Consider the following 22,989-nt stretch of genomic DNA (forward strand, 5'->3'; position numbering starts at 1 on the left):
TCTAACTGCGTGTATTTTATCTTGAGGTGAAGCTTTTAAAGGTAGAGAGAAGGGAGGCCTTCTAAGATGAGGGAGCTTCCAGGCATGCAGCTGGCGCTGCTGCTGTTGGTTCAGATGGTGAATTCCTCTACATTTGTTAAGGGCAATGCCAGGGGTAGATACTTTCGTTTTATTTTGTTAGCGCTACTATGATTAGTATAACTGAAAGACATCAACATATAATTAATAAACTACAGCAGGAGGGGCAGGTGAATGTATTAGACCTTTGTGACCAGCTGAGCGTCTCATCTGTCACCATTAGAAAAGACCTCAAGCTGCTGGAAGACAAAGGGCTGCTGTTCAGGACCCACGGGGGAGCCACCCAGAACAACCCCTATACCATTGACAGGCCGGTAAATGAAAAGGAGCATCTGCAGATCAGTGAAAAGACCCGGATAGGCATTGCCGCGGCCAAACTGATTGAACCCAATGACTCCATCCTGATTGCCTCTGGCACCACGGTCATGGCGCTGGCCAAAAGCATTCAGCCGCATGCCCTGAAAAACCTGACTGTTATCACCTCAGCCCTGAACGTGGCGCTGGAACTGCTGCGGCACCCCGAGGTGGAGGTGATGCAGCTGGGCGGGCTGTTAAGGCGCAGCTCCTCTTCTGTCACCGGGCCCTACTCAGAGAGCATTCTGGCAGATTTCTCCTGCAGCAAGCTGTTTCTGGGGGTAGACGGGATTGACCTGGAGTTTGGCCTGACCACCACCAATGTCATGGAGGCGCACCTGAACCGGCAGATGATCAACATTTCCCAGAAGGCCATTGTGCTGGCAGACTCCTCTAAATTTGGGAAGCGCGGTTTTGGGCGCATCTGCGGCTTTGAAGACATTGACCAGATCATTACAGACAAAGGCATTTCTGAGCACACCCTCAACTCCCTGCAGGGAATGGGGGTGAAGGTGACAATCGTATAGCTGTTTCAGATTCCTGTTTTTGGGCTGTTTTCTGAAAAACAGCCCGAAAACAGCCCTATTTAATTTTGACTACCCGCACCGGGTGCCGCTCCAGAAGGTCTTTGGGAACGTGGGCCACTATTTCGTCCCGCAGAGACTCAATCATCTTCTTCTTCAGGAAACTGCGGTGCACCACCAGGCTCACCTCGCGCAGCGGCTGCGGCTCAGCAAACGGCCGCACCATGGCTTTGCGGTCTTGCGGGAGTTCCTGCACAGACAGCTCGGGCAGCAGGGTCATGCCGCTCTGGGTCTCCACAATGCGCTTGAGGGTTTCCAGGGAGCCGCTCTCATAGTCCAGGTGTACGTTGCGGGTGTTTTTGGCGCGGTTGCAGAGCTGCAGCACCTGGCTCCTGAAGCAGTGGCCGTCATTGAGCAGCCACAGGTCACTGGGGTCAATTGACTCTGAGGTGATCTTCTCCTGCCTGGACAGCGGGTGGTCTGGGTGCAGGTACCCCACAAACGCCTCATAGAACAGCGGAATCTCCAGAATGGTCTTGTCATGCAGCGGCGTCACCAGCAGCCCCACGTCCAGCAGCTCCAGCTTGAGTTTCTCCACAATGCTGGTGGTCACCATCTCCTGGATAGACACGTGCACCTTGGGGTATTTCTGAATGAAGTCAGTGATGAAGAGCGGCACCAGGTACGGCGCCAGTGTAGGGATCACCCCCAGGCGCAGCTCCCCGGCAATGCCGTCGCGCTGCACCTGCACCAGCTCCTCAATCTTCTTAAACTCGGCCACGGCTATGCGCGCCTGCGCAATCACATCTTTGCCCAGCTCAGTGGGGCGCACCGGCACACGGCTGCGGTCAAAGACCTGCACGCCCAGTTCGTCTTCCAGCTTCTGCAGCTGCATGCTCAGGGTGGGCTGGGTGACAAAACATTTCTCAGCCGCGGTGGCGAAGTGGCGGTACGTGTCAACGGCCAGCAGATATTCCAGTTGGGTCAGGGTCATAGGTTCAATGAGTGAAGGGGTAAGTGGTGTTTTCTGTTTTGGCCTGTTTTCCCAAAAACAGGCCCAAAACAGAAAACACCTGATAGGCGGTGTGGGAAATGAGGGGGAAAGTGTGGCCATTATACTGAACGTGGTCAATGTTTTCGTTTATCGCTCCGGCGCAGGCGTCTGCTGGTGCCTTTGGGTTTGGTGGGCTCCTGTTGAAAGCTGTTTCCCAAAAAGGAGCCCTAAAACGCCGCCCCTGGCCCGCACTTCATGCAAAGGGAAACTGAAAGTTATTAGCAGCCTCCATTCTTGTTCGGCTTTGCCGAAAGGGAAATGTAGCGATTTTACCATCTGTTTTGACGGGCTAACTGGTTAAGGGGCAAGAAACTGAACAAAGGTAATAGTTTATGTTGATAAGGTGATAGCTATTATCAATTTGAACAATAAAATCACTTCGTGCACCTTTGTCGTATGGTAAGGCAGAGAAACTTGTAAGACCTAACCAAACACAAGACTATGGAATCACAAAACGAATTAGGATTGGAACGCAAAGACACCAAAGAACTGGCCGTAAAGCTAAACGAACTGCTGGCCAATTACCACGTGTACTACCAGAATTTGCGCGCTTTCCACTGGAACATCAAGGGGGGGAACTTCTTCGCGCTGCACGCCAAGTTTGAGGAGCTTTACACCGCCGCCTTTGAAACCATTGACGAGATAGCCGAGCGCATCCTTACCCTTCGGCACACGCCGCTGCACAGCTTCTCAGACTTTCTGGCCACCTCTACGGTGCAGGAGCGCAAGAACCTGTCAACCGACGTAGACACCGTGGCCGCCACCGTGGAGAACATTGGCCAGATTATACAACTGGAGCGCCAGGTGCTGGCCCTGGCCGCCGAGCATGACGACGAGGGTACCCAGGGGCTCATCTCAGATGACCTCAACACCCTGGAGAAAACCCTCTGGATGCTCAACGCCTTCCAGGCCTCCTAAGGCCGCGCCACTAAACCCTTTATTTTCTTTTAACTTCCTATAACCATGTACCAAAACCGAGTTTTATCTGTTGGGGCGGAGTTCCCTGCGTTTTCTAAAAAAGCTGTTGTCTCTTTAGAGAAAGACCAGGAGTTCAGAACCATCACTGAGCAGGAGCACCGCGCCAATGACCAGTGGCTGGTGATGTTCTGGTGGCCCAAAGACTTCACGTTTGTGTGCCCGACAGAAATTGCCGAATTCAACAAAAACTATGACGAGTTCCGGGACCGCGACTGCCAACTGATTGGTGCCTCCACTGACTCTGAGTTTGTGCACGCCGCCTGGCGCCGCGACCACGACGACCTGCGCGGCCTGCGTTTCCCCATGCTGGCAGACACCTCCAAATCCCTGGCCGAAGAACTGGGCATCTTAGATGCCGAGGAAAAAGTAGCCTACCGCGTAACCTACATTGTAGACCCCCAGGGTATTATTCAGTGGGTGAGCGTGAACGGCCTGAGCGTGGGCCGCAACGTGGCCGAGGTGCTGCGCGTGCTGGACGCCCTGCAAACCGATGAACTTTGCCCCTGTAACTGGAAAAAAGGCGAAGCCACCCTTACCGTTTAATTGTTTTAAAGGGGAAGTCTGCGGGAAAGCCGGAAGTTAATGTCTGTCGCTTACCGGCCCCGCAGACAAATTAGAAGTTCGTTCTCAGTGTAGTTATTGGTTCTTAGTTTTTAGTTAGTAGGGGATAGCTTTTTCACGCAAACGGCAGATACAATGTGGGTAAAAAGCAGGTTTTCAGCGCGGTGAATTCTGCAAAGTATTTTTGCCGGTAACGCAGGAAAACGCTATTCCCGTTTCTGGCCTGTTTTCCGGAAAGTAGGCCAGAAACAGAAAAGAGCAACTAACTGAAGCAGTTTCTGAACGTTTCCAACTCCTAATTCCCCATTTAAAGTTCCTAATTCTTTGGGCGTGCCCCTGCGGGCCGGGCTATGCGCTGCAAGCCCTTGGGCGTCGTGCCTTGCCCTGCGGGCTTTCCGCTGCTATCCCTCACGCGGGGGTATTGCCTGAAGAAAGGGAGAGGTCAGAGAAGGCAGGTAAGCAAGATTTGTTTAAATACTCTTTAGCAGAGTTCCCTTTTTCAACAGCCTGCCATCTTCCTCTCTGTCATCCTGAAAGGAACTTGTGGGTGAACTAGAAAAGTAGTGATGTGCAGGTATTGCCGTTCGCTACCAGGGTTCTTTCAGAATGACAAAAGAGCGTCTATGTCTAAAGCAATCAACACGTCCTACAAGTTAAACAGCAACAAAACAATCAGCACACCACTTCCCTGTCAGAATTATTCAACCATCATCCATTAACCATCAGCAATTAAAATGCTTTCCGTCATACAAGAAACCCAACAAGATTTCCTGAAAGACCTGGGCCTGTCTGGCCAGGAATTTGCCCGCCTGGACCAACTGGTGCAAGGTGATTCCAAGTACCTCAAAGACCTGCGCATCAACCTGAAAACCGCGCTGCAGTCTGAGAACGTGACCAGCAAAGAAGCCTATCTCATTGCCCTGTCGGCGGCGGTGAATGAAGAAAACAACACCTTGTCTGAGGCGTTCAAGGCGTTGGCGGCTTCTCACGGCGCTACTGACGCTGAACTGGCTGAGGCCGTGGCCGTGACCTCGTTGCTGAGCACCAACAACATTCTCTACCGCTTCAAGCACTTCATGCACACAGACTTCTATGAGTCTGCGCCGGCTAAGGTGAAAATGAACATCATGATGAACCCGGTGGGCGGCAAAGAGTTCTTTGAGCTGGTGAGTCTGGCAATCTCGGCCATTAACGGCTGTGAGCGCTGCGTGACCTCGCATGAGGAAAGCGTACGCAAATTGGGCGCCTCTGAGCAGCGCATTTTTGATGCCGTGCGCATTGCCGCCGTGGTGGTGGGCGTGAGTAAGGTGATTAAGTAGTACTTCCACTCTTATATAATATACCCCATTCGCCGCAAGGCAATGGGCCAGGAGAACCGCGGTGACAGAAGTCATTTGCGGTTCTCTTTTTATGTAAATACCAAAGCTGGTTTAGGGTTCTGCTGTTCCTGTGGGGGTGTCTGGTCACGCGCCTGCTTGTCTGACCGTTTTGGGGCTACTTTTCTAAAAACAGGCCAGAAACAGAAAACTCAGCGGCGCAGGCAGACCCTTGCGCCAGAATTCAGGAACATTCAAAACAGCTTTATCTCTTTTAAAGACGCAAACAAACTTTAAGTTCATCTTTAAGAGCATGTGTACAGTTTGGTTTTTGCAGGTGAAAACGGGGAGCGAAAGGTTCTTCTATTCCGTTGTTTGAGCAGCGTAGCAGGGCTTTGGTGCGAGGTAACCGCCAGGTCAGTTTCTTTTGATGCCCGTTAGCAGCGCAAAAGGCAAATGTAAACAGGTTCTAAATTGGATTATATGAATTGATATGTTGATTCTAATTAGGATATAATTGTGAACCAGATCCCTTTTAGTTAATTTGTTCTGCTATTCCCCCTGTGAAGATAAAGTTTGGAAGAAGACAGAATGCAGGAAAATATATTTTTCTCCCTGGTGGTGGCTACGGTGGGGAGAACAAAGGAACTACAACAGTTTCTCTTGTCTGTGGCAGAATTGCCCTCTAAGAATTTTGAGGTAATTCTGGTAGACCAAAACAGTGATGACAGAGTAGCTGACCTTGTGCCGCTATTCACAGATAAGCTCCACCTGGTGCACTGCAAAATTGAGCAGAAGAATGCCAGCAAGGCCAGAAATGCGGGCGCTGCCCTGGCCACCGGAAGCTGGATTGGTTTTCCAGACGATGACTGTGAGTATACCCCTGATACCATGCAGAAAGTACAGGGGGTGATCACTGAACATGCCCCTGACGTTGTGACCGGAACCGTGCTTGATTTTGATGGCAGGCCCCTGAACCGGTTTCTGTTGAACCGCTGTAAGGTAAGTCTCCTGAATTTTATTGGTAAAGTGTCTGAACCGGCCTTATTTATCAGGAAAGAGATTTTTGAGCAGTTGGGTGGGTTTAATGAAGATTTTGGACCCGGTGGCAAATATTTTTCCTCTGAGTCTTATGAACTGGCGGTAAGGGCCCTCACCCAAAAAATAGACATACAGTTTGATGCCGGTATCCATATTCTCCATCCGCGGGTAATGCCACCGTTTCCAGATTCTTACCTGAAACGGGAATACGGCTATTCCTACGGATTTGGGATGGTTCTCAGAAAGCATTTTGGCTGGTGGGCCGCAGTCTATCTGTCAAAGTATGCGCTTGCCTTCACTACAAAGCTATTCAGGTTCACGGGTACCAGGAGAGCGCATGCGTATGTGACGGCCTCTGGCCTTTGGGACGGTCTTTGGCACCGGAAACCCAAGACGGCTGGCTGTGCCAGTTTGACACCTCCGGTTTTGGCGCCGTTGGCCCCGGCGTTTAACCTGCCAAAGCCTGCGGCAGATGCTATCCCTCAAACGCAGGAGGCGGGAAGATGAGCAATATGGTTTCAGACGAAAGCCCGGAGGGGACTTGTCTCCATTATGTTGGGTTTGGCGAAACAACCGGATATGGGGTGGCGGCAAAGACCTTGGTGCAGGCGTTGAGAAAAACCGGGACAACCGTCTTTTTTACACAAGTACAAGCTGGCCCCCCTGAAGATGGTGGGGTGGTACTAACCTCAGATTTGCCCCCCGCTGCCCGTTGCCGGTATACAATTGTGCATACGGTTCCTGAATATTATCCTTATTGGGTCCGCAAAGAAAAAGAAGCTACCCCTCCTCAATCGGTGTGGGGATATACCACCTGGGAGACAGACCGGTTGCCGTCACATTGGCCAGCGCTGTTAAACCAGATGGACGGCATTATGGTCACCAGCCACTGGAACCGGCAAGTCTTTGCCCAATGCGGGGTCACAGTGCCTATTCTGGTGCTGCCCCATGTGTCTGAGTTTGAGGGTAAGGCGGGCAGTGACTCAGAACCTTCCCAGACCCTGCACAGTCTCTTCAGAGCTGCCAAAGGGCATTTCCTGTTCTACAGCATAGGCGTCTGGAATGAGCGGAAGGCCCCCTGGGTATTAATCAAAGCGTTTCAGGAAGAATTTAAACCTGATGAGAAGGTGGCGCTGCTCCTGAAGACCGGAGTAGAAGACTGGACCAGCCCCTGCAAAAGAAGGTGGGATAGGCTGTTCAGGAAAAGATTTGGGAGGGCAGCGGTGGCCTTGAGAAAGTGTAGTGAGAAAGGTGGGGCTAAGGTGTTCCATCTGGATCAGGAACTCTCTAACCAAGCCATGGCGCGGCTGCACACCAGAGGTGATTGCTTTGTGTCACTTACCCGGGGGGAAGGGTGGGGAATGGGAGCCTATGAAGCTGCCTGGTTTGGCAAGCCAGTGATCATGACCGCATACGGTGGGGCTTTAGATTATCTGCCGGAAGAACATGCGTATCTAGTACCTTATGAGTTAGTAGCGGTAAAGACCTCATTTGGGCAGGAATCTTACAGCTCTAATCAACGGTGGGCTGAGGTGGAGGTGCAAAAGGCCAGAGAGGTTCTGCGTGATATCTTCGAGAACCGGCAGAAAGCTTCTGAAAAGGGGGCCAAGCTACAAAGGCATCTGCAGGAGAATTTCAGTGCAACGGCCATTGCCCATAGATGCCTTCAGATTCTGAGTGGGGCAGAGCAACACGCGGTTGGGTACGCAGAGGGAGAAAAGTCTAATAACAGCAGAGAGTAGAGAAGAAACCGCCATGAGTAGAGTGCCTAAAATATACCACTTCGTGTTCGGTCTAAGACCGCAGACAGAACCTTTTCATCTTTTGTACTATCTGTGCCTGGCTTCCTGTCTGGAGGTCAACAAGCCAGATGCTATTTACTTTCACTATAAAAACCTGCCGTACGGGCCTTGGTGGGACCTTATAAAGCCCTTCCTGACGCTGCATCAGGTAGAAGAGAATGATTTTATACGGTCGTTCCAGTATGAAGACAAACAGATAGAAACGTTTAGGTATGCCCATCTGGCTGATATAGTAAGGCTGGAGGTGCTCCTGAAACACGGGGGGGTATATGCTGACATGGATACTCTCTTTGTCCATGAGCTTCCCGCAGAATTTTATGAGAAGCCCTGTGTAATGGGCCGGGAAAAGGTGAACTGGCAGGAACCGGCAGCCGCCAAGGCCGGAGGGTCTCTGTGCAATGCCTGGATACTGGCAGAAAAAGACTCTTCCTTTATCAAACTATGGCTGGAAAGAACCTACCAGGAATTTGATGGCAGCTGGAGCGCACATTCTACTTTCTTGCCTTATAGGTTAAGCCAGGAGAATCCTGCGTTGATTCATGTGGAACCTGAGCGGTCGTTCTTCTTCTTTGACTGGAGCAAGAAAGGAATCAGAGATTTGTTTGAGCGCAAGGAGACAAAGCTGGAAGGGATTTACAGCATGCATCTCTGGAACCACCTCTGGTGGAGCCCCTCCAGAACAGATTTTACCTATTTCAACCATCTGCGGCTTACGCCTAATTACGTAGCGTTTGCCCCCACCACCTTTGCCTCTATTGCAAAACGGTTTTTACCCAGGCAAGTGCCTGTCTCTGTTTCTGAATATAGAAAAGAAGAACTGCGGGGCAGATTAAGAAACATAAGGCAGTACTTACAGAATAAATTTTAACCTGCGCTACATGGCTATTGCAGTTTCATCTTTACTGGGACTTAAGGAGAAGGTAGCACTGGTATTAAACGCGGCACCAAAGGTGCTCAAACCTAAATTTTACCTTTCTACCCTGTACGTTATCCTTATCCCGCTGCTTGATCTGGCAGTGGCTTTCTGGATGTACGCGTTACTCATGGTCCTGCAGGGGGAGGCGGTGCATGTGCTGGGCACCACGCTTAGGGCCGGTGAAATCAGCTGGGTGATTGGGGCCTTTGTAATGATCACGGTGGTGCGGCAGGGGGTGGAGTATCTGTCCATCAGAGTGTCCAGAACACTTTCGCAGGAGATTTTCCAGTCTTTTTCAATCAGGTTGCTGGAGAAGTACCTGTCACTGCCCTGGCTCCAGTACACCCAGGAAAACAAAGCGGTAAGGGTGAAGCATTGTACGGTGACCGCGTTAGACGGTGCCTATTCTTTTCAGGTGGTGCTCAACTTGATAGGGGCCGCCATTTCCCTTCTGGTGCTAGGGATTGCTGCTTTGGTGAAAATGCCGGTGGTGGCCTTGTCAGGAGCTGGTCTTCTGGCGTTGTTTTCAGTTATCTCTAAAAAGCTGATCAAGTCTAAATTGCAGGAGGCCGTGACAGACCATGATACGTATCAGCGCAGATTCTACCAGCGAATGCACGAGAGCCTCAGCCTGCCCAGGGAAATCAATGTGTTCGGGGTCAAAGATTATTTTCAGGGGGCGGTCTTTTCAGAGCTAAAAAGGCTTAACCATGCCAAAATAGATATGTCTGTATTGCCGCATATCCCCAGAATTGTGCTGGAGGCAATCCTTACCCTGGTATTGGCCGCCACTCTCTTGATTGTGACCTGGGTGGAGACGTACAGTTCTGGTGAACTCATTGCCAACCTGGCTACCATTGTAGTGTTGGCCCGGCGCATCATTCCCGCTATGGCGGCTTTCCTGTCTGCCTTCTCTGAATTAGATGGGAGTGTCTTCAATATAGAGGTGATAGAAAAAGAGCTGGCCCAAAAAGGCCGGCCGGAGACTTATTTGCAAAGGAGCAATTCTTTGAATGCAGAAGAGCTGTTGCAACTCCGGCAGATCTCATTCCAATATACTGCCGGTCAACCCGTTCTGAAGGATGTTTCGCTCTCTATCTGCCAGGGAGATAGAATTGCCCTGCTGGGGGAAACCGGGCGGGGCAAGAGTACCCTGCTCATGATTTCAGCGGGGTTGATAGAGCCCACTGCTGGGGAGGTGATCATTAGCAGTACTGGGGGGCATACTCCTAAAAGAGCCTACGTGCCGCAGGAAGTGGTTCTGCTGAGCGGCAGTGTACTGGAGAACATCTCGTTTGGCGAAGCAGCGATTGATGAGGCCTGGGCGTGGCAGGTACTGGAGGCCGTGATGTTGAAAGAGTTGGTGTCACAGCTCCCGCAGGGTATTCTTTCGCCCATTGGAGACAACGGGGTCATGTTCTCAGGGGGGCAGCGCCAGCGGCTGGGAATTGCCCGTGCCCTGTACAAACGCCCAGACCTGCTGTTCTTAGATGAAGCAACCTCTGCCTTAGATGAGGAAACCGAGCAGGTAGTGATGGCCAACATAAACGCATGCCTTCAAAAAGGCGCGGTGCTGTTCATTACCCACCGCAAGTCTACCGCTGAACTGTTTGCCACCTATACCGTGCATTTAACTTAGCAGAAGCGGTATGGCAAAGGATTCACTTCTCTTTCTTAGCCCTGTTCTCCCCAATGCCAACGGCAGCGGGCGGGAAAAGAGAGCCCACCAGTGGCTGATGCTGCTGTCACAGAAATATACGGTGCAGTGGCTGGTCATTACCTATAGCCAGGAGTTGGCAGACGCGGCGCAACTACTACCCCACACCCAGGCTGTGCTGCTGCAATACCCCAGATGGAAACGGTGGGCGCAACTGCTGCAAACAGTGTTATCTTTTCTAGTGGGGCCGGTGAAGGGGGCCTTTCTGCTGGAATGGATGCCCCTGCGGCAGCCACAGAAAGATGCGCTGCGCCCAATCTATCAGGATCAGGATTTTGCCAAAATACTGGCATTCAGGCTATACACCAGTGAGTATGCCTTCTTTCTGCAACAGCTGACCAATACCCCTTTAGTAGAGCTGGATTTAGATGACATTGAGTCTTCTACCTTTTTGAAAACCAGCCGGATCTTGTTAAAGGGGAAATTATACAAGAAGGCTTTTCTGAAATTTGTGGCGTCTCACCAGTTTCGCCTGTTTGAAAACCAATACCTGAAGAAATTTGACAAAGTGTACCTCTGCTCCCGGGAGGACCGGAAACTGCTGGAGCAACGGCTGCCAGCGGCGACGGGTGCAGTTTTCCCCAACCGGATGTATGGGAAGACCAATAGTTTTGGGAAACCTGATCAGGTGCAGCGGCTGCTCTTTGTAGGAAGCCTGGACCACTATCCTAATGAGGAGGCCGTCAGGTGGTTTATTGAACAGGTATTGATTCCGCTACGGGAGCAGGACAGAAAGTGGGAGTTGCAGGTAGTGGGCTATGGTGTTTCAGAAAAATTGGAAGAACATTTAGTAAACCAGCCAGGCGTGCTGTTTTCAGGGCCTGTTCCAGATCTGGGGCCTGTGTATGCGCAGGCAGGTATTGTGGTTGCTCCCTTGCACGCCGGTGGCGGTACTAAGCTAAAGGTTCTGGAGGCTATGTGGCACGGCCGTCCGGTGGTAGCAACGCAGGAAGCTGCCTATGGCCTGGGAATTGCAACCGGCACGCATTATCTATTGGCAGAGACTCCGGCAGAGTATATTCAACAATGTGTCAAACTGGCGACAGATTCAGTCGTTTACAGCCAGATAATAGCGGCCGCGGCACAAGTGGCCAAAGAAAAATTCAGTTATCACGCTGAACATCTCCCGGAAATCTGGGAATAGTGTAGGTTAAATCTTTACGTAATGAGAATTCTGGTAGACCCTGAAATATTCTTCTTTGGTCGTTGCGGCATGGTGCGGTACTACAGCCGTCTTTGTGAGGAATTAGAGAAAAAAGGCCATCAAGTAATTGTACCTTTGGTGCGGTCTAACAGTGATTTCATAAGCGGCAAATGGCAGAAAACCAGTGTTCTGGGAGCCTTGCCTTTTGGCCGTAAATTCCTTAACAAGGTAGATGTCCTTTCTAAGAAGTGGTATTATAGGGCCATAAAGGCCCTGGAGTATGACCTAATCCTGCTTACCTCCCCCGTGTTTGAAGACGGGTTTCTGCAACACCTGCCTCCGGGGAAGCCTTTTGTGATGGTAGTGCATGACACCATGCGCTGCGTTCTGGGTCCAGACGGGTTGTTTGATCCCGCCGGCAGCAATGCTGATAGATTATCTTACCTCATCAGGAGGGCTGCTAAGGTCATCTGTATCTCTGAGACTACCCGGCAGGATACCCTGCGCCTTTCATTGGTAAACAGTACTAGCTTATGCACCATCTATACAGGAAACCTGTTGCAAGCGGGGCCTGAAGAAGCCCCGGCGGTGCCGTTGCCTGCTAAATTTCTCTTGTTTGTGGGAGACCGGACCGGGCGTAAAAATTTCAGGTTTTTCATTATGTCAGTGGCTCCGTACCTGAAGGGCCAACCAGACCTTTACCTGGTGTGCACAGGCAATGTCACTGTGTGGGAGGAAGACCTGCTGGTAAGCCTTGGCCTGAAGGGGCAGGTTCTCTTTGTAGATGCCCCTGATTCAGTGTTGCGGCAACTTTACCAGCGGGCGCTCTCCCTTGTCTATCCTTCTTTGTATGAAGGATTCGGGCTACCTGTTTTAGAGGCTATGGCACTGGGATGCCCGGTGGTGACCTCTACCTGCGGGGCGTTGGTAGAAGTTGCAGGAGAGGCAGCGCTTTACGTTGACCCAGCCTCCAGTGATTCTATCTTGCAGGCCGTGCGGCAAGTGGTAGAGCAAGCAGAAGTACGTGCCCAGTTGCGCCAAAAAGGGCTCCGGCAAGCTGAAATTTTCACGGTAGAAAAAATGGTCTCGGGTTTTGAGGCTGTTTTTCAGAAAATAAGCCAAAACTAACCTGCTTCCACTTTGCAATTGTTTCACCTTATGAAATGTCTGCCAAAGAAAGTCTCCTGTTTTTGGCCTGTTTTTCAGAAAGTAGCCCGAAAACAGGACGCTTTCTTTATTGCACGTTTTATAGACTCCTCACCTTAAAAGATCCATACCCTGCCATCCTTATAACCGCATGCTCAAAAGACCTCGCAGCGTCTTTCAGACCTGCGAGTGTCTGTGCCGATAGCCTTTGCTTTATAAATCATTTACAGTTAAGGTAAACAGTAAGCAGTAACTTATTAACCCACCGCAACCCCTCCCTGGAGGGGCTGGTTCTATATGTCTGCTCCCTCCGCAGTTCGGGATATACAATCCCGAATTGAAGTATCCCTCGGATTTGCCATCCGCGCTACAGGAACCAAGAGAGAAGGGGATTGGGGATTTCAAATCCCCTCAGTATCTGCTTCCGAATTGCAAATCCGGAAGAGCGGCCTCTTTTCTAGTAGAACTTAACGGCCCTGCCTCCCAGGAGGGGAGGAACAGTTAAGCGCAGGGGGCATACGCGATACGCCCGCACCAGCAATGCGTTTTCTCCTGTGTCAACATCCCCTTCGCCCCTTTCAAAGGGGAGTATCTTGAATGCGTGCGGACACAAGCGGACGCTTGCGCCCGGAGAAGTAGATGTGCTGCAATTACTCTTTATGGAAGGCTAATAATTTTCCTTCCATTAAAAAAAAAAACGCCTCCCGTTTTTCAACAGAAGGCGTTTTTTGGCCTGTTTTCCAGAAATCAGCCCCAAAACGCAGCAAGTGGGGCTCCCCTCTCCGTGGGAGAGGGGCTGGGGGTGAGGTCTCCTACTTCGCGTAAGAAACAGAGCGCATTTCCCTGATCACGGTAATCTTGATTTGACCCGGGTACTGCATCTCTTTCTCAATCTTCTGCGAAATGTCAAAAGACAGCTGAGCGGCCCGCTCATCAGTTACATTATCTGCGTCTACCATGACACGCAGTTCGCGGCCGGCCTGAATGGCGTAGCACTGGTTCACGCCGTCAAACGAGTGGGCGGTTTCTTCCAGTTCTTTCAGACGCTTGATGTACGACTCCATAATTTCGCGGCGGGCACCAGGGCGCGAGCCGGAGATGGCGTCACAGGACTGAATGATAGGCGAAATCATGGCCGTCATTTCAATCTCATCATGGTGCGCGCCAATGGCGTTGCACACGTCTGGGTGCTCTTTGTACTTCTGGGCCAGCTGCATACCAATGATGGCGTGCGGCAGTTCCGGCTCCTCAGTAGTTACTTTTCCAATGTCATGGAGCAAACCAGCGCGTTTGGCGTGTTTTACGTTCAAGCCCAATTCTGCGGCCATGGTGGCGCAGAGGTTGGCTACTTCTCTGGAGTGCTGCAGCAGGTTCTGGCCGTAAGATGACCTAAAGCGCATGCGGCCCACCATCTTAATCAGTTCCGGGTGCAGGCCGTGAATGCCCAGGTCAATGGCGGTACGCTCGCCAATCTCCACAATCTCCTCCTCAATGCTTTTACGGGTCTTGGCCACCACTTCCTCAATGCGGGCCGGGTGAATACGGCCATCGGCTACCAGGCGGTGTAAAGAAAGGCGCGCAATCTCGCGGCGTACCGGGTCAAATCCTGAGATGATAATCGCCTCTGGCGTGTCATCTACAATGATCTCTACACCCGTAGCGGCTTCTAGGGCTCTGATGTTACGTCCTTCCCGACCGATGATTTTGCCTTTGATATCATCAGACTCAATATTGAAGATAGAGACGCAGTTCTCAATGGCATGCTCGGCGGCGGTACGCTGAATAGTCTCAATCACTACCTTTTTGGCTTCTTTGGTAGCGGTGAGCTTAGCCTCGGCCACAATGTCTTTGATGTAAGAAGAGGCGCGGGTAGAGGCTTCAGATTTCAGGTTCTCCACCAGCTGCTCGCGGGCTTCATCGGCAGAAAGGTTGGCGATGCGCTCCAGGCGGCTCAGGATTTCGTGGTGGTCCTGCTCCACTTTGGCCAGCTTGTCTTTGTACTGGGCCTCCAGGTCTTCTTTGCGCTTGTTAAAGCCCTCTAGCTGCTGGTTCAGTTTGTTCTGGAGAACGTCTGTGTCCTGCTCTTTTTTCTTGAGGTCTTCCAGCTGCTTGTTAATCTGCTGCTCACGCTGCTTAACCTTGGCCTCGTTCTGGATGATGATGTTCTTCTTGTGGTTGGCCTGCTCCTCGTGCTCGGCTTTCAGCTTCAGGAAATGCTCCTTGGCTTCCAGCATCTTGTCTTTCTTCTGGGTCTCGGCTTTGGCTTCCGCTTCGCGGATAATGAGTCTGGCGCGTTCTTTGGCCTGTTCTTCCTGCTCTTTAAAGAGCTTCATGAGCAGCACGCGGCCGGCGTAGAAGCCTACGCCTACGCCTATGACGGCTGCTAGAATGATATAAATAGTCATGACTACAACATTAAAGGGTTATGTTATAGCAATGACACTGTGCCAATGGGGGCGGCTTAGCCGAGCTGCAGAGAAGAGAGCAGTTGGTTTAAGGACGAGAGTTTCTGTTCCAACGTGTGTTGGGTTTCCAGCGCGGCGTCCTCCGTCTTTATCTTGTCGGCGGCGGTTTCCAGGGCAATCATGGCCAACAGGTCTTGCTTGTCATGAATCCCGAACTGCTCTCTGAACATCTTCAGGCGCTCGTTCAGGTATTTGCCGGCCAGCCGTAGCCGTTCTTCCTCGTCCTCGTTTACCCGCATCGGATATTCGCGGTCGGCTATCTTGATTCGTATAGATAACTCACTCATGTCCAGATGCTCTTAAATGCTGCCGTGGCGCGTTTGTTTGTTAGAAGGTGCAAAGTGCGTAAAAGTAAAGCTAGCCGCATTCTGTTCCTTTAGGTTCTCTCAACTGTATTGTAGCGCGCCGGGGCGCGGCAAGGTGAAATTATCTATAACGCAACCAGGCAAGCCGTTTTCTATTCTCTCAAATAAGCGATGCACTTGTCAATTTCGCGCAGGTACTCGTTTATTTTCAGCTTCAGCTCCGTTGAACTGGCAGTGTCTACTGCTATGGTTTGTACAATTTTAGTAATATTATCTTGATTCTGAAAATTTTTTATCTCCTCTTCGCGTTCCTGAATCACCTGTTGCAACCGCTCAATTTCCTGGTGCGCGGCCCGCAGCCGTTCCTGCCCCGCCTGGTACTGCTGTACCAACTGGTGCACTTTGCCCTCAATACTCTGTATCTGCTGTAGGTAGCTTGGGTTGGCCATCTTACTTCCTGATTACGGCTCCTAACTGGTGCTCAAACTGTTGCATGAGACGGCTCATGGTTGCGTCAATCACTTTATCGGTGAGGGTCTGGTTCTTGTCCTGCAAGGTGAAGCTGATGGCGATGGCTTTTTTGCCGGCCTCAATCTTATCGCCTTCATACACGTCAAACACGTTCACGTCTTGCAAGATTTTCCGCTCTACGCGCTGGGCCACCTGCTTGATTTGGTCAAAGGTCACGGCCTTGTCCAGCACCAAACTCAGGTCACGGCGCACCTCCGGAAACTTAGACAGCTCCTCAAACACCAGTTTGGCTTTGTAGTTGCGCAGCAGGTAATCCCAGTTCAGTTCAGCGTACCAGACTTGCTCTTTCACGTCAATCTGTTTGCACACGTTGTCTTTCAGCAACCCGATATGACCTAATACCACATCGCCTTTCTGATACGTGACGCCGCCGGCTAAATAAGCATGCTCGGTTGGTTTGGTGGTATAGTTCAGCTGACGGCAAAGCGTTAACACCTGCTGCACCTGCCCCGCCAAATCATGGAACGTGGCTTTGGCCGAGGGCTGCTGCCAGTTTTCAGCCGCTTTGTTTCCAGTCTGGAACAGCGCCAGATAGTTATTCTCTTTGTATTTCTCGCCGTCTTTGCGGTACACTTTGCCAATCTCAAACACCTTGAGGTCGCGCTGGCGGCGGTTGATGTTGTGGCGCAGCACTTCCAACCCTGAATACACCAAGGTCAGGCGCATGGCGTCTAAATCTTCTGAATTATAGTTCAGAATGGGCACCAGCTCGGCGGGTGTATTGCCCTCGGTGTCTTGGTAGTAGTTGGAATTGGTGAGCGAGTTGGTAATGATTTCCAGGAAACCATTGGCGGCCAAGGCGTCAGCCACGTGCTTGGTAATCACCTCGGGGTCTGGGTTCGGGAACTGCGCCAGGTAGCTGGCCGCCAAATTCTCGCTCAGCGTGATGTTGTTGTAACCGTAGATGCGCAATACTTCCTCCACCACATCGGCTTCACGGGTCACATCTACTTTGAACGGCGGAATTGTTAATAACAGCTCTTCAGCGGTTTCCTCGGCTATTTCAATGCCTAAGTCCATCAGGATTTCCTTGATTCTAGCTTCGCCGATGTGCTGACCAATCAGTTGGTGCACCTTCGCGTAGCTCACTTTTATTTGCGTAGGCTGCACCGGCGTTGGGTACACATCTACAATCTCCGAAGAGATTTCGCCACCGGCCACTTCTTGAATCAACAAAGCCGCCCGTTTCAAGGCCGTAATCACCATATTAGGGTCCGTGCCGCGCTCAAACCGGAACGATGAATCAGTTTTAATCCCATGTATTTGACTAGTCTTTCTAATGCCAGCAGGGGAGAAGTAAGCGCTCTCTAAGAAGATGTTCTTTGTCTCAGCAGTCACACCCGAGTTCAACCCACCGAACACACCCGCCAGTACCATCGGTTCCTCGGCGTTGCTGATGGTCAGGTCTTCGGTGCGAAGCGTGCGCTCCACGCTATCTAACGTGGTGAACTTGGTTTCTTCAGCCGCATTTTTTACGATGATTTTTCCGCCTTTAATGGTAGCGGCGTCAAAGGCGTGCAGCGGCTGGCCCAGTTCATGCAGCACGTAGTTGGTCACGTCTACCACATTATTAATAGGCGACAGGCCAATAGCTCTTAACCGCTGCTGCAACCACTTAGGCGACTCCTGTACGGTTACGCCAGAAATGGTCACGCCCGCGTAACGGGGACAAGCCTCTAGATTCTCAATCTCCACCGAAATGGGCAGGCTGGTATTGGCCACGTTGAAACCGCTCAGGTCTGGCAGTTGGTACGGGGTTTTGAGCAATGCCTGCAAGTCACGGGCCACGCCCAGATGGGAGGCCGCTGCCTCCTAAACGCGAAATGGAGAAATTACTTTTTTGTTTTTGGCCTGATTTTCTGAAAATTTTAATAAATATTATTTTTTGTTCCTTGTAAATTTAATATACTGTCAAGGTATTTGAGTTATCCTATTTAGGTTTCTTTCGGCACCCTAAGCAGTTTAAGTAAATAGGCTCTTTCTTTGAAACATTCAGGTTTCTTTCGCTAGATTAACTTATTAATCAACTTAAATAATAAAATACATCTTCGTTCTTTCATAATGCTATTATAGAAAGGATAGGGATAAATTATTCTGATCTTTTGCCTCAAATGATCTGGAATTTGTAAACTAAAATTGAATTCTATAGCCTAAGTAGGGATAGATACCTAATTGGTAATAAATCTTGGCTTTGTTTTCCTCTAGATCCCAGCTGTAATACAATTCATTTCTGGTATTAAGAAAGTTATCTGCTGCAGCAAATATCCAATGGGTGGTTTTGCGGGTATTTAATTGATAAGAAAACCGGAGGTCGGCTCTAAAGTAACTTTTCAGTTGAGGAATGAAAGCATTGGCAACATCATAATGGATCTTATCTGTTGGTTCATTACGTGTTCGCTCTTCATCAATGGGTATAAATCTTCTACCGCCTGAGTAGTTGAGCCTGACATCTAGTGAAAGCAGGTGCCTTTGGTCATTGTCTAATGCCATCTCTTTGCCAAAGAGAATATTAGAGACGTAACCCACACTGAATGCGGTGGGTCTTTTCACCTGGTCTGCACCGGTAAACCAAGACTGCATGAGAGACAAATTGGCGAGAGCGTAGAACCCATTCTTTAAAAAGCGTTCGGCGGTGAGTTCCACGCCATAATTTTGGCCGGTTCCTTTGCTTACTACACTGTCTACCGTGACAAAGCTATAGTCAGTGCCCAAGTTGAGCATGGAAAAAGCTTCATCTCCCTCGCGTTCACTTACAGGCACGCGGTAATGCTGTTGATAATAGGCTTCAGCTTTAACTCGCCAATTTGAGCTGATATTGTAATTATAACCGGCCACTAGCTGCCTGCTCCGGGTAAAATCAAGCTTATTGTAAGGCTGGCTAAATTCTGCCTTTTCAGGGGAGAAGAACCTGTATTCATAATAAACCAGGGGCTGTGTCTGGCTGTGTAACCCGGCTGAGAGATAAATGCGTTGGGCATCTGTCAGATAATATTCAGCGGAAAAACGGGGCTCAACAGCTACTCTGTTTCCTATTGAAAAACGCTGGCTGTACAGGCCCGCCTGAATTTCAAGCCTGGGAGTGACGGAGTATTTACTCAGCAGGTAGTACTGAAACAAGTCTGCCCCTCCGTTCGCATCTAAAGGTATTTCATATACATCACGTAGGTCCTGGTAAATAATCTCCTGATTATTATAGTAGTACTGCTGCCAGGTAACTCCGCTTTTAAACAGTAATCTGTTATTAAATTTATGGGTAACATTTAAGCGGGTAACAAACTGCTGTTCATAATTCCTCAGGTAGTAAGAGAGTTTTTTTGTTTGGTTTCTAAAAGTAGCCTTACTGGTTGCCTCTACCTGACTTCCGGAGGTGGATACAATAAACTGAGAAACGGTTTTTTTAGTAATTGGGTAGGTATGGCTTAAGCCAAAAGCATACATTCTGTTTTTAAGGGTAGGTTCTACCCTGTATCTGACCTTCCCCCACGTGGTAGTATCTGTGTCAACGTCAAACACAGTGATATTGCTGGTGCCTCCAATGCCCCAAATTGAGAATTGACCTGCTTTGGGAGTGGGCAATTCAACTTTAAAAGCCCCATCCTGGTATTGAGGCACTCCTTGGTAGCCAATGTCCAGCCCTATTTTTTCTAAGGGTCTAAACGTGAAAAGCCGCATACTTCCAAGAAACGAACCACCCCACTTTTTTACCAGCGGACCTTCTGTGACCACCTCAAGCCCATTTAGTCCTAACTGAAGGGTATTCTCTAACTTCTTACTATTGCCGGTCCGCATTTTGACATCCATCACGGCCCCGATTCTGTTTCCGTATTCGGCCGGAAAAGCCCCGGTTAAAAAGTCGGTATTAGCCAACAGGTTGTTGTTGAGCAGGCTGAAAGCCCCGCCGCTGTTTGGGGTGAAGGTAAAGTGATTAGGGTTAGGGATTTCAACACCTTCCAGTCTCCACAGAACACCTAAAGGGGAATTGCCCCTTACAATTAGATCGTTTCGTTGATCAGAGGCGCTGACCACGCCGGCATAATTGGCAGCCATTCTGCTGGGGTCTTGCCGTGAGCCGGCAAACCTGTTGATTTCTTCAGTCCGTAAGGTGTGCACTGATGAGGAGATGAGCGGGTTTTGGGGCAAGGATTTATCCCGTTCGCCCACAATCAATACTTCGGCTTCTTGTACAAAACTCTCCTGGAGTAAGATAGTAGTTACCGTTTCCTTGCCGGAAACTAGTAGAATATTGCCCATCTCCTTCTCTTCATAGCCTAAATAGGAAACCTTGATGGAGTGTCGGCCTATGGGCAGTTGTTTGAAGTCAAAAGAGCCGTCTGCCCCAGTCTGTACCGCTCTGGCAGGGTCTGCTGAGGTAACCACCACTGTGGCTCCAACCAGAGGAGTATTCAAGGCCCCATCTAATACATAGCCTCTGAATGTCTGCGAAAATGGTTTGGCAAGCGGTGTGCCGGCAGAAACAGTTTCAGCTTTAAGTACAACCTGATCTCCTATCATAACATAAGATAAGCCAGCGCACGCACATAGCGCGTTTATTGCTTTTTCTAATGGAAGAGACGTGGCTTTACATGTAATGGGGGTGGCAAGGGGTAACTGGGTGGTGCTGTAGGAAAAGTTAATGGAATATCTTTCCTCCAAATCCTGCAGTACATTTTTAAGAGGTTGCGCTTTGTAACTAAATGAATAATTCTTCTCTAATGTATTCTGTGCCTGCACTTGTACACCCAAAAATATGAGGAACAAGACACAAAGAAGAGCATTTAGAGACTTGGGCAAAGCCATTTAGTTGGGACGTGATACTTTTCTTGCGATTTAATTCTAAATGCTAAATTCCAGATTTATACTGCTATTAACAAAATATTAATGCGAAATATAATTATTCTAGCCTGTTGCGGGAGTGGCGCCGGTGAGTCAAACCTGGTATAAAAAGTAACGCTCCCTCAGAACCTGTTCAACCTACAGCAGATATGAATTAAGTGAATACTTCAGATAGATGGAACGCCTTTACCGTTTTTGACCTGTTTTCAAAAAAATAAGTCAAAAACGCTTTGAAAGCTTGTTTTAAAGCAAAATTTGATTCCTATGCTGTATCCTACTTGACTAGGCTTTAGGAGGTCTATTTTCTAAAGAGCTCATTTTACATTCAAAGCAGAGTAGGAAGTCAAAATGCACAGTGCCTACCGTGTTGGGCAGGCACTGTGCATTTTGACTTCCTAATTTTGATTGATGAGCTTGCCTGAACCAGAGGTGTAAATTACTATGGAAGGAGGAAGGCCCCTATAGTAGAGGTTCCCGCTGCCGGTGATAGATACATCTAATACCTGTGAAACCCACACCTGCTGATAACCAGATCCTGCTATTACAGTCTTGGCAGTATCTGTCATCATAGAATACCCTTGTATTCTCCCAGAACCACTTAGCAGGGTTTCTATATATCCCACATTCCCCACTAAGACAATGTCGCCAGAGCCTGAGTGAAGCAAATTGAGGCTGTTGGTGCTCCCGGTATAGTAGATGGTACCAGAACCTGACAAGTTTAATCTAAGTTTATTCTTGGAGGGGACCGTCACTATGCGAACCTCACCAGAGCTTTTGAGCTCCACATTCTCAATTTCTGGCATTGAGACATAAAAGGTGGCCTCATTACTAAAATACTCAAGGCACGCATCTGACCTGATGACAAGGGTATTGTTGACAACTTCAGTAATAATTTCTGGAAGCAAATTATGGAAGGTCTCAACTGTAAGGGAATGAACCGGGCCTTCCACCACGTGTACATTTCCCGGAAGACGCATATCTATGCCTGTAAAGGCAGAAACATCACGGGTTACTGCTTTTACATCCCCTTTTCCCTCCAGACAAGGCCCGTCTCCCAGAATATCACAGGCACTCAGAAGCAGGAATACTGCAAGAAAAGCAATTGAGGAGAAAAAGCGCGTAAAAATCATAGAACTGGGCCTCTGCTAAAGCGAGACTATTGACAGCTGTTGCGTAAGATGGTGTACTGGGAAGATGTCTGCTTTGTAATCTCTAACTCATTAGAGGCGGCAAGAACCTGCAGAATTTCAGGTAAGCGGGGTGTTTCAAAGGTGCCTGTAAAGGTGCAAACAGCAGATTTTTTCCCTATTACCTTTATTGAAACGTTAAAGTAGCTTTCTAATTGCAGCGCCACCTCATCAATAGTTGCACCATTGAACGCCAACGTACGCCAGGCAGGAGCATTGGCTGCGGTTTCAACTTTTGTAATGTTTCCGTTAGCCGTTAACGTTCCGGTGAAACCCGGTGTTAAGAAAACTTCTTTGCCAATTTTGGGTGAGGAGAGGGAGACCCTGCCGGTTTCCACGGCTACGGTAACCTTTTGTTCAGAAGAAAGGGCTCTCACATTAAAGGAGGTGCCCAGCACCTTGGTCTGCGCCTCGCCGCTGCGAATGATAAAAGGTTTTTCAGGGTTCTTTTTCACATCAAAGAAGGCTTCTCCGGTCAGCTCTACCCGCCTCTCCCGGCCTTTAAAAGCAGTTTGGTATTTGAGGGTGGAGTTTCCGTTGAGGGTCACCTGGCTGCTATCAGGTAAATAGATCTGTTTTCTTTCTCCTGAAACGGTGGCCACCTGCTCCCACTCAGGGGAGCTGTTGAACTGGAGGTAACCAATCCAGGCAAGACCGGCAGCCAGTACCAAAGCAGCCGCAAATTTGTATACCTGGTTCCATGGGAAGAGGGCGACTAGGAGTGCATCCTTTTCAGGAGCCTCCATCTCTGAAGGCTGGTTGTGGTGAAGGGGAAGGTTTGCCTGGGCACAAACTTTCTCCCAGGCAAGATCTGCGTCAGGGTGAAAGTGTAGGTGTTGATCCGTTCCCGTTTGATCCCAAATTTCAGAGGCTTCCGCCCATAATTCCATATGGGTTTCATCTTCCTTTAACCAGGAAGAAAACTCCACTTGCTCTTGCTCTGTCAATTCTCCTTTCAGGGCTTTGGCTATCAAAACCCACTCAGGATTTTCTTGTTGCACGAGTGTTGTCTGTGTCATGTTGCCTATAAGACAGGT

Annotated in this window: 18 protein-coding genes; 10 read left to right on the plus strand and 8 right to left on the minus strand. The window is 49.7% G+C overall.

What is annotated here, in order from left to right:
* Positions 1-188: 188 nt before the first annotated feature.
* A complete protein-coding gene (gene agaR, locus A8O25_RS05415; RefSeq protein ID WP_066831863.1) occupies positions 189-959 on the plus strand; it encodes a transcriptional repressor AgaR in 771 nt (256 codons plus the stop codon).
* Positions 960-1,014: 55 nt separating this feature from the next.
* Here the strand turns inward: agaR and A8O25_RS05420 are convergent, their stop codons facing one another.
* Complete coding sequence (locus A8O25_RS05420; protein ID WP_066831865.1) at positions 1,015-1,950, minus strand: hydrogen peroxide-inducible genes activator; 936 nt, start codon at positions 1,948-1,950, stop codon at positions 1,015-1,017.
* Between the two features lie 501 nt (positions 1,951-2,451).
* Here A8O25_RS05420 and A8O25_RS05430 point away from each other — a divergent pair.
* The 9 genes from A8O25_RS05430 (at position 2,452) to A8O25_RS05475 (ending at position 12,613) form a co-directional block, all read left to right on the plus strand.
* On the plus strand, positions 2,452-2,928 hold the full coding sequence (locus tag A8O25_RS05430; protein ID WP_066831869.1) for a Dps family protein: 477 nt from the start codon (positions 2,452-2,454) through the stop codon (positions 2,926-2,928).
* Between the two features lie 45 nt (positions 2,929-2,973).
* A complete protein-coding gene (locus tag A8O25_RS05435) occupies positions 2,974-3,531 on the plus strand; it encodes a peroxiredoxin (RefSeq protein WP_066831871.1) in 558 nt (185 codons plus the stop codon).
* Between the two features lie 752 nt (positions 3,532-4,283).
* Positions 4,284-4,868 (plus strand): carboxymuconolactone decarboxylase family protein, encoded by a 585-nt coding sequence (locus A8O25_RS05440; protein WP_066831873.1) that lies wholly within the window; start codon positions 4,284-4,286, stop codon positions 4,866-4,868.
* Positions 4,869-5,456: 588 nt separating this feature from the next.
* Positions 5,457-6,413 (plus strand): glycosyltransferase family 2 protein, encoded by a 957-nt coding sequence (locus A8O25_RS05450; protein ID WP_153042602.1) that lies wholly within the window; start codon positions 5,457-5,459, stop codon positions 6,411-6,413.
* Complete coding sequence (locus tag A8O25_RS05455) at positions 6,410-7,648, plus strand: glycosyltransferase family 4 protein (protein ID WP_066831879.1); 1,239 nt, start codon at positions 6,410-6,412, stop codon at positions 7,646-7,648. Before A8O25_RS05450 ends, A8O25_RS05455 begins: the two co-directional genes overlap by 4 nt.
* An 82-nt stretch (positions 7,649-7,730) precedes the next feature.
* Positions 7,731-8,576 carry a glycosyltransferase gene (locus tag A8O25_RS05460; RefSeq protein ID WP_206598656.1) on the plus strand — a complete coding sequence of 282 codons (846 nt, stop codon included), beginning with the start codon at positions 7,731-7,733 and terminating at the stop codon, positions 8,574-8,576.
* Positions 8,577-8,586: 10 nt separating this feature from the next.
* Complete coding sequence (locus tag A8O25_RS05465) at positions 8,587-10,263, plus strand: ATP-binding cassette domain-containing protein (protein ID WP_066831881.1); 1,677 nt, start codon at positions 8,587-8,589, stop codon at positions 10,261-10,263.
* Between the two features lie 10 nt (positions 10,264-10,273).
* Complete coding sequence (locus A8O25_RS05470; RefSeq protein WP_066831882.1) at positions 10,274-11,485, plus strand: glycosyltransferase; 1,212 nt, start codon at positions 10,274-10,276, stop codon at positions 11,483-11,485.
* Between the two features lie 21 nt (positions 11,486-11,506).
* Positions 11,507-12,613: a glycosyltransferase family 4 protein gene (locus A8O25_RS05475; RefSeq protein WP_066831884.1), complete on the plus strand. Its 1,107-nt coding sequence runs from the start codon at positions 11,507-11,509 to the stop codon at positions 12,611-12,613.
* Between the two features lie 830 nt (positions 12,614-13,443).
* On the opposite strand, the gene rny is transcribed toward A8O25_RS05475, so the two are convergent.
* The 7 genes from rny to A8O25_RS05510 all read right to left on the minus strand — a co-directional run bounded on the left by rny (position 13,444) and on the right by A8O25_RS05510 (position 22,971).
* A complete protein-coding gene (gene rny, locus A8O25_RS05480; protein ID WP_066831886.1) occupies positions 13,444-15,036 on the minus strand; it encodes a ribonuclease Y in 1,593 nt (530 codons plus the stop codon).
* A gap of 56 nt (positions 15,037-15,092) precedes the next feature.
* Positions 15,093-15,383 (minus strand): cell division protein ZapA, encoded by a 291-nt coding sequence (locus A8O25_RS05485; protein ID WP_066831888.1) that lies wholly within the window; start codon positions 15,381-15,383, stop codon positions 15,093-15,095.
* Positions 15,384-15,553: 170 nt separating this feature from the next.
* Positions 15,554-15,850, minus strand: coding sequence for a hypothetical protein (locus A8O25_RS05490; protein WP_066831890.1), 297 nt, complete (start codon positions 15,848-15,850; stop codon positions 15,554-15,556).
* 1 nt (position 15,851) lies between these two features.
* Positions 15,852-17,726 (minus strand): phenylalanine--tRNA ligase subunit beta, encoded by a 1,875-nt coding sequence (gene pheT, locus A8O25_RS05495; protein ID WP_082893470.1) that lies wholly within the window; start codon positions 17,724-17,726, stop codon positions 15,852-15,854.
* Positions 17,727-18,062: 336 nt separating this feature from the next.
* The gene (locus A8O25_RS05500; RefSeq protein WP_082893471.1) at positions 18,063-20,729 is read right to left on the minus strand and encodes a TonB-dependent receptor; all 2,667 of its coding nucleotides are present in this window, start codon (positions 20,727-20,729) and stop codon (positions 18,063-18,065) included.
* Positions 20,730-21,160: 431 nt separating this feature from the next.
* On the minus strand, positions 21,161-21,895 hold the full coding sequence (locus tag A8O25_RS05505) for a head GIN domain-containing protein (RefSeq protein ID WP_066831900.1): 735 nt from the start codon (positions 21,893-21,895) through the stop codon (positions 21,161-21,163).
* 26 nt (positions 21,896-21,921) lie between these two features.
* The gene (locus A8O25_RS05510; RefSeq protein ID WP_082893472.1) at positions 21,922-22,971 is read right to left on the minus strand and encodes a FecR family protein; all 1,050 of its coding nucleotides are present in this window, start codon (positions 22,969-22,971) and stop codon (positions 21,922-21,924) included.
* Positions 22,972-22,989: the final 18 nt, after the last annotated feature.

It is taken from the genome of Rufibacter ruber (assembly GCF_001647275.1).
In the GTDB taxonomy this organism is placed as follows: Bacteria; Bacteroidota; Bacteroidia; order Cytophagales; family Hymenobacteraceae; genus Nibribacter; species Nibribacter ruber_C.

Excerpts from the sequence above, each read along its gene's own strand:
- agaR (WP_066831863.1), top strand. The coding sequence starts at position 189 with ATGATTAGTATAACTGAAAGACATCAACATATAATTAATAAACTACAG.
- A8O25_RS05420 (WP_066831865.1), bottom strand. The coding sequence starts at position 1,950 with ATGACCCTGACCCAACTGGAATATCTGCTGGCCGTTGACACGTACCGC.
- A8O25_RS05430 (WP_066831869.1), top strand. The coding sequence starts at position 2,452 with ATGGAATCACAAAACGAATTAGGATTGGAACGCAAAGACACCAAAGAA.
- A8O25_RS05435 (WP_066831871.1), top strand. The coding sequence starts at position 2,974 with ATGTACCAAAACCGAGTTTTATCTGTTGGGGCGGAGTTCCCTGCGTTT.
- A8O25_RS05440 (WP_066831873.1), top strand. The coding sequence starts at position 4,284 with ATGCTTTCCGTCATACAAGAAACCCAACAAGATTTCCTGAAAGACCTG.
- A8O25_RS05450 (WP_153042602.1), top strand. The coding sequence starts at position 5,457 with ATGCAGGAAAATATATTTTTCTCCCTGGTGGTGGCTACGGTGGGGAGA.
- A8O25_RS05455 (WP_066831879.1), top strand. The coding sequence starts at position 6,410 with ATGAGCAATATGGTTTCAGACGAAAGCCCGGAGGGGACTTGTCTCCAT.
- A8O25_RS05465 (WP_066831881.1), top strand. The coding sequence starts at position 8,587 with ATGGCTATTGCAGTTTCATCTTTACTGGGACTTAAGGAGAAGGTAGCA.
- A8O25_RS05470 (WP_066831882.1), top strand. The coding sequence starts at position 10,274 with ATGGCAAAGGATTCACTTCTCTTTCTTAGCCCTGTTCTCCCCAATGCC.
- A8O25_RS05475 (WP_066831884.1), top strand. The coding sequence starts at position 11,507 with ATGAGAATTCTGGTAGACCCTGAAATATTCTTCTTTGGTCGTTGCGGC.
- rny (WP_066831886.1), bottom strand. The coding sequence starts at position 15,036 with ATGACTATTTATATCATTCTAGCAGCCGTCATAGGCGTAGGCGTAGGC.
- A8O25_RS05485 (WP_066831888.1), bottom strand. The coding sequence starts at position 15,383 with ATGAGTGAGTTATCTATACGAATCAAGATAGCCGACCGCGAATATCCG.
- A8O25_RS05490 (WP_066831890.1), bottom strand. The coding sequence starts at position 15,850 with ATGGCCAACCCAAGCTACCTACAGCAGATACAGAGTATTGAGGGCAAA.
- A8O25_RS05500 (WP_082893471.1), bottom strand. The coding sequence starts at position 20,729 with ATGGCTTTGCCCAAGTCTCTAAATGCTCTTCTTTGTGTCTTGTTCCTC.
- A8O25_RS05505 (WP_066831900.1), bottom strand. The coding sequence starts at position 21,895 with ATGATTTTTACGCGCTTTTTCTCCTCAATTGCTTTTCTTGCAGTATTC.
- A8O25_RS05510 (WP_082893472.1), bottom strand. The coding sequence starts at position 22,971 with ATGACACAGACAACACTCGTGCAACAAGAAAATCCTGAGTGGGTTTTG.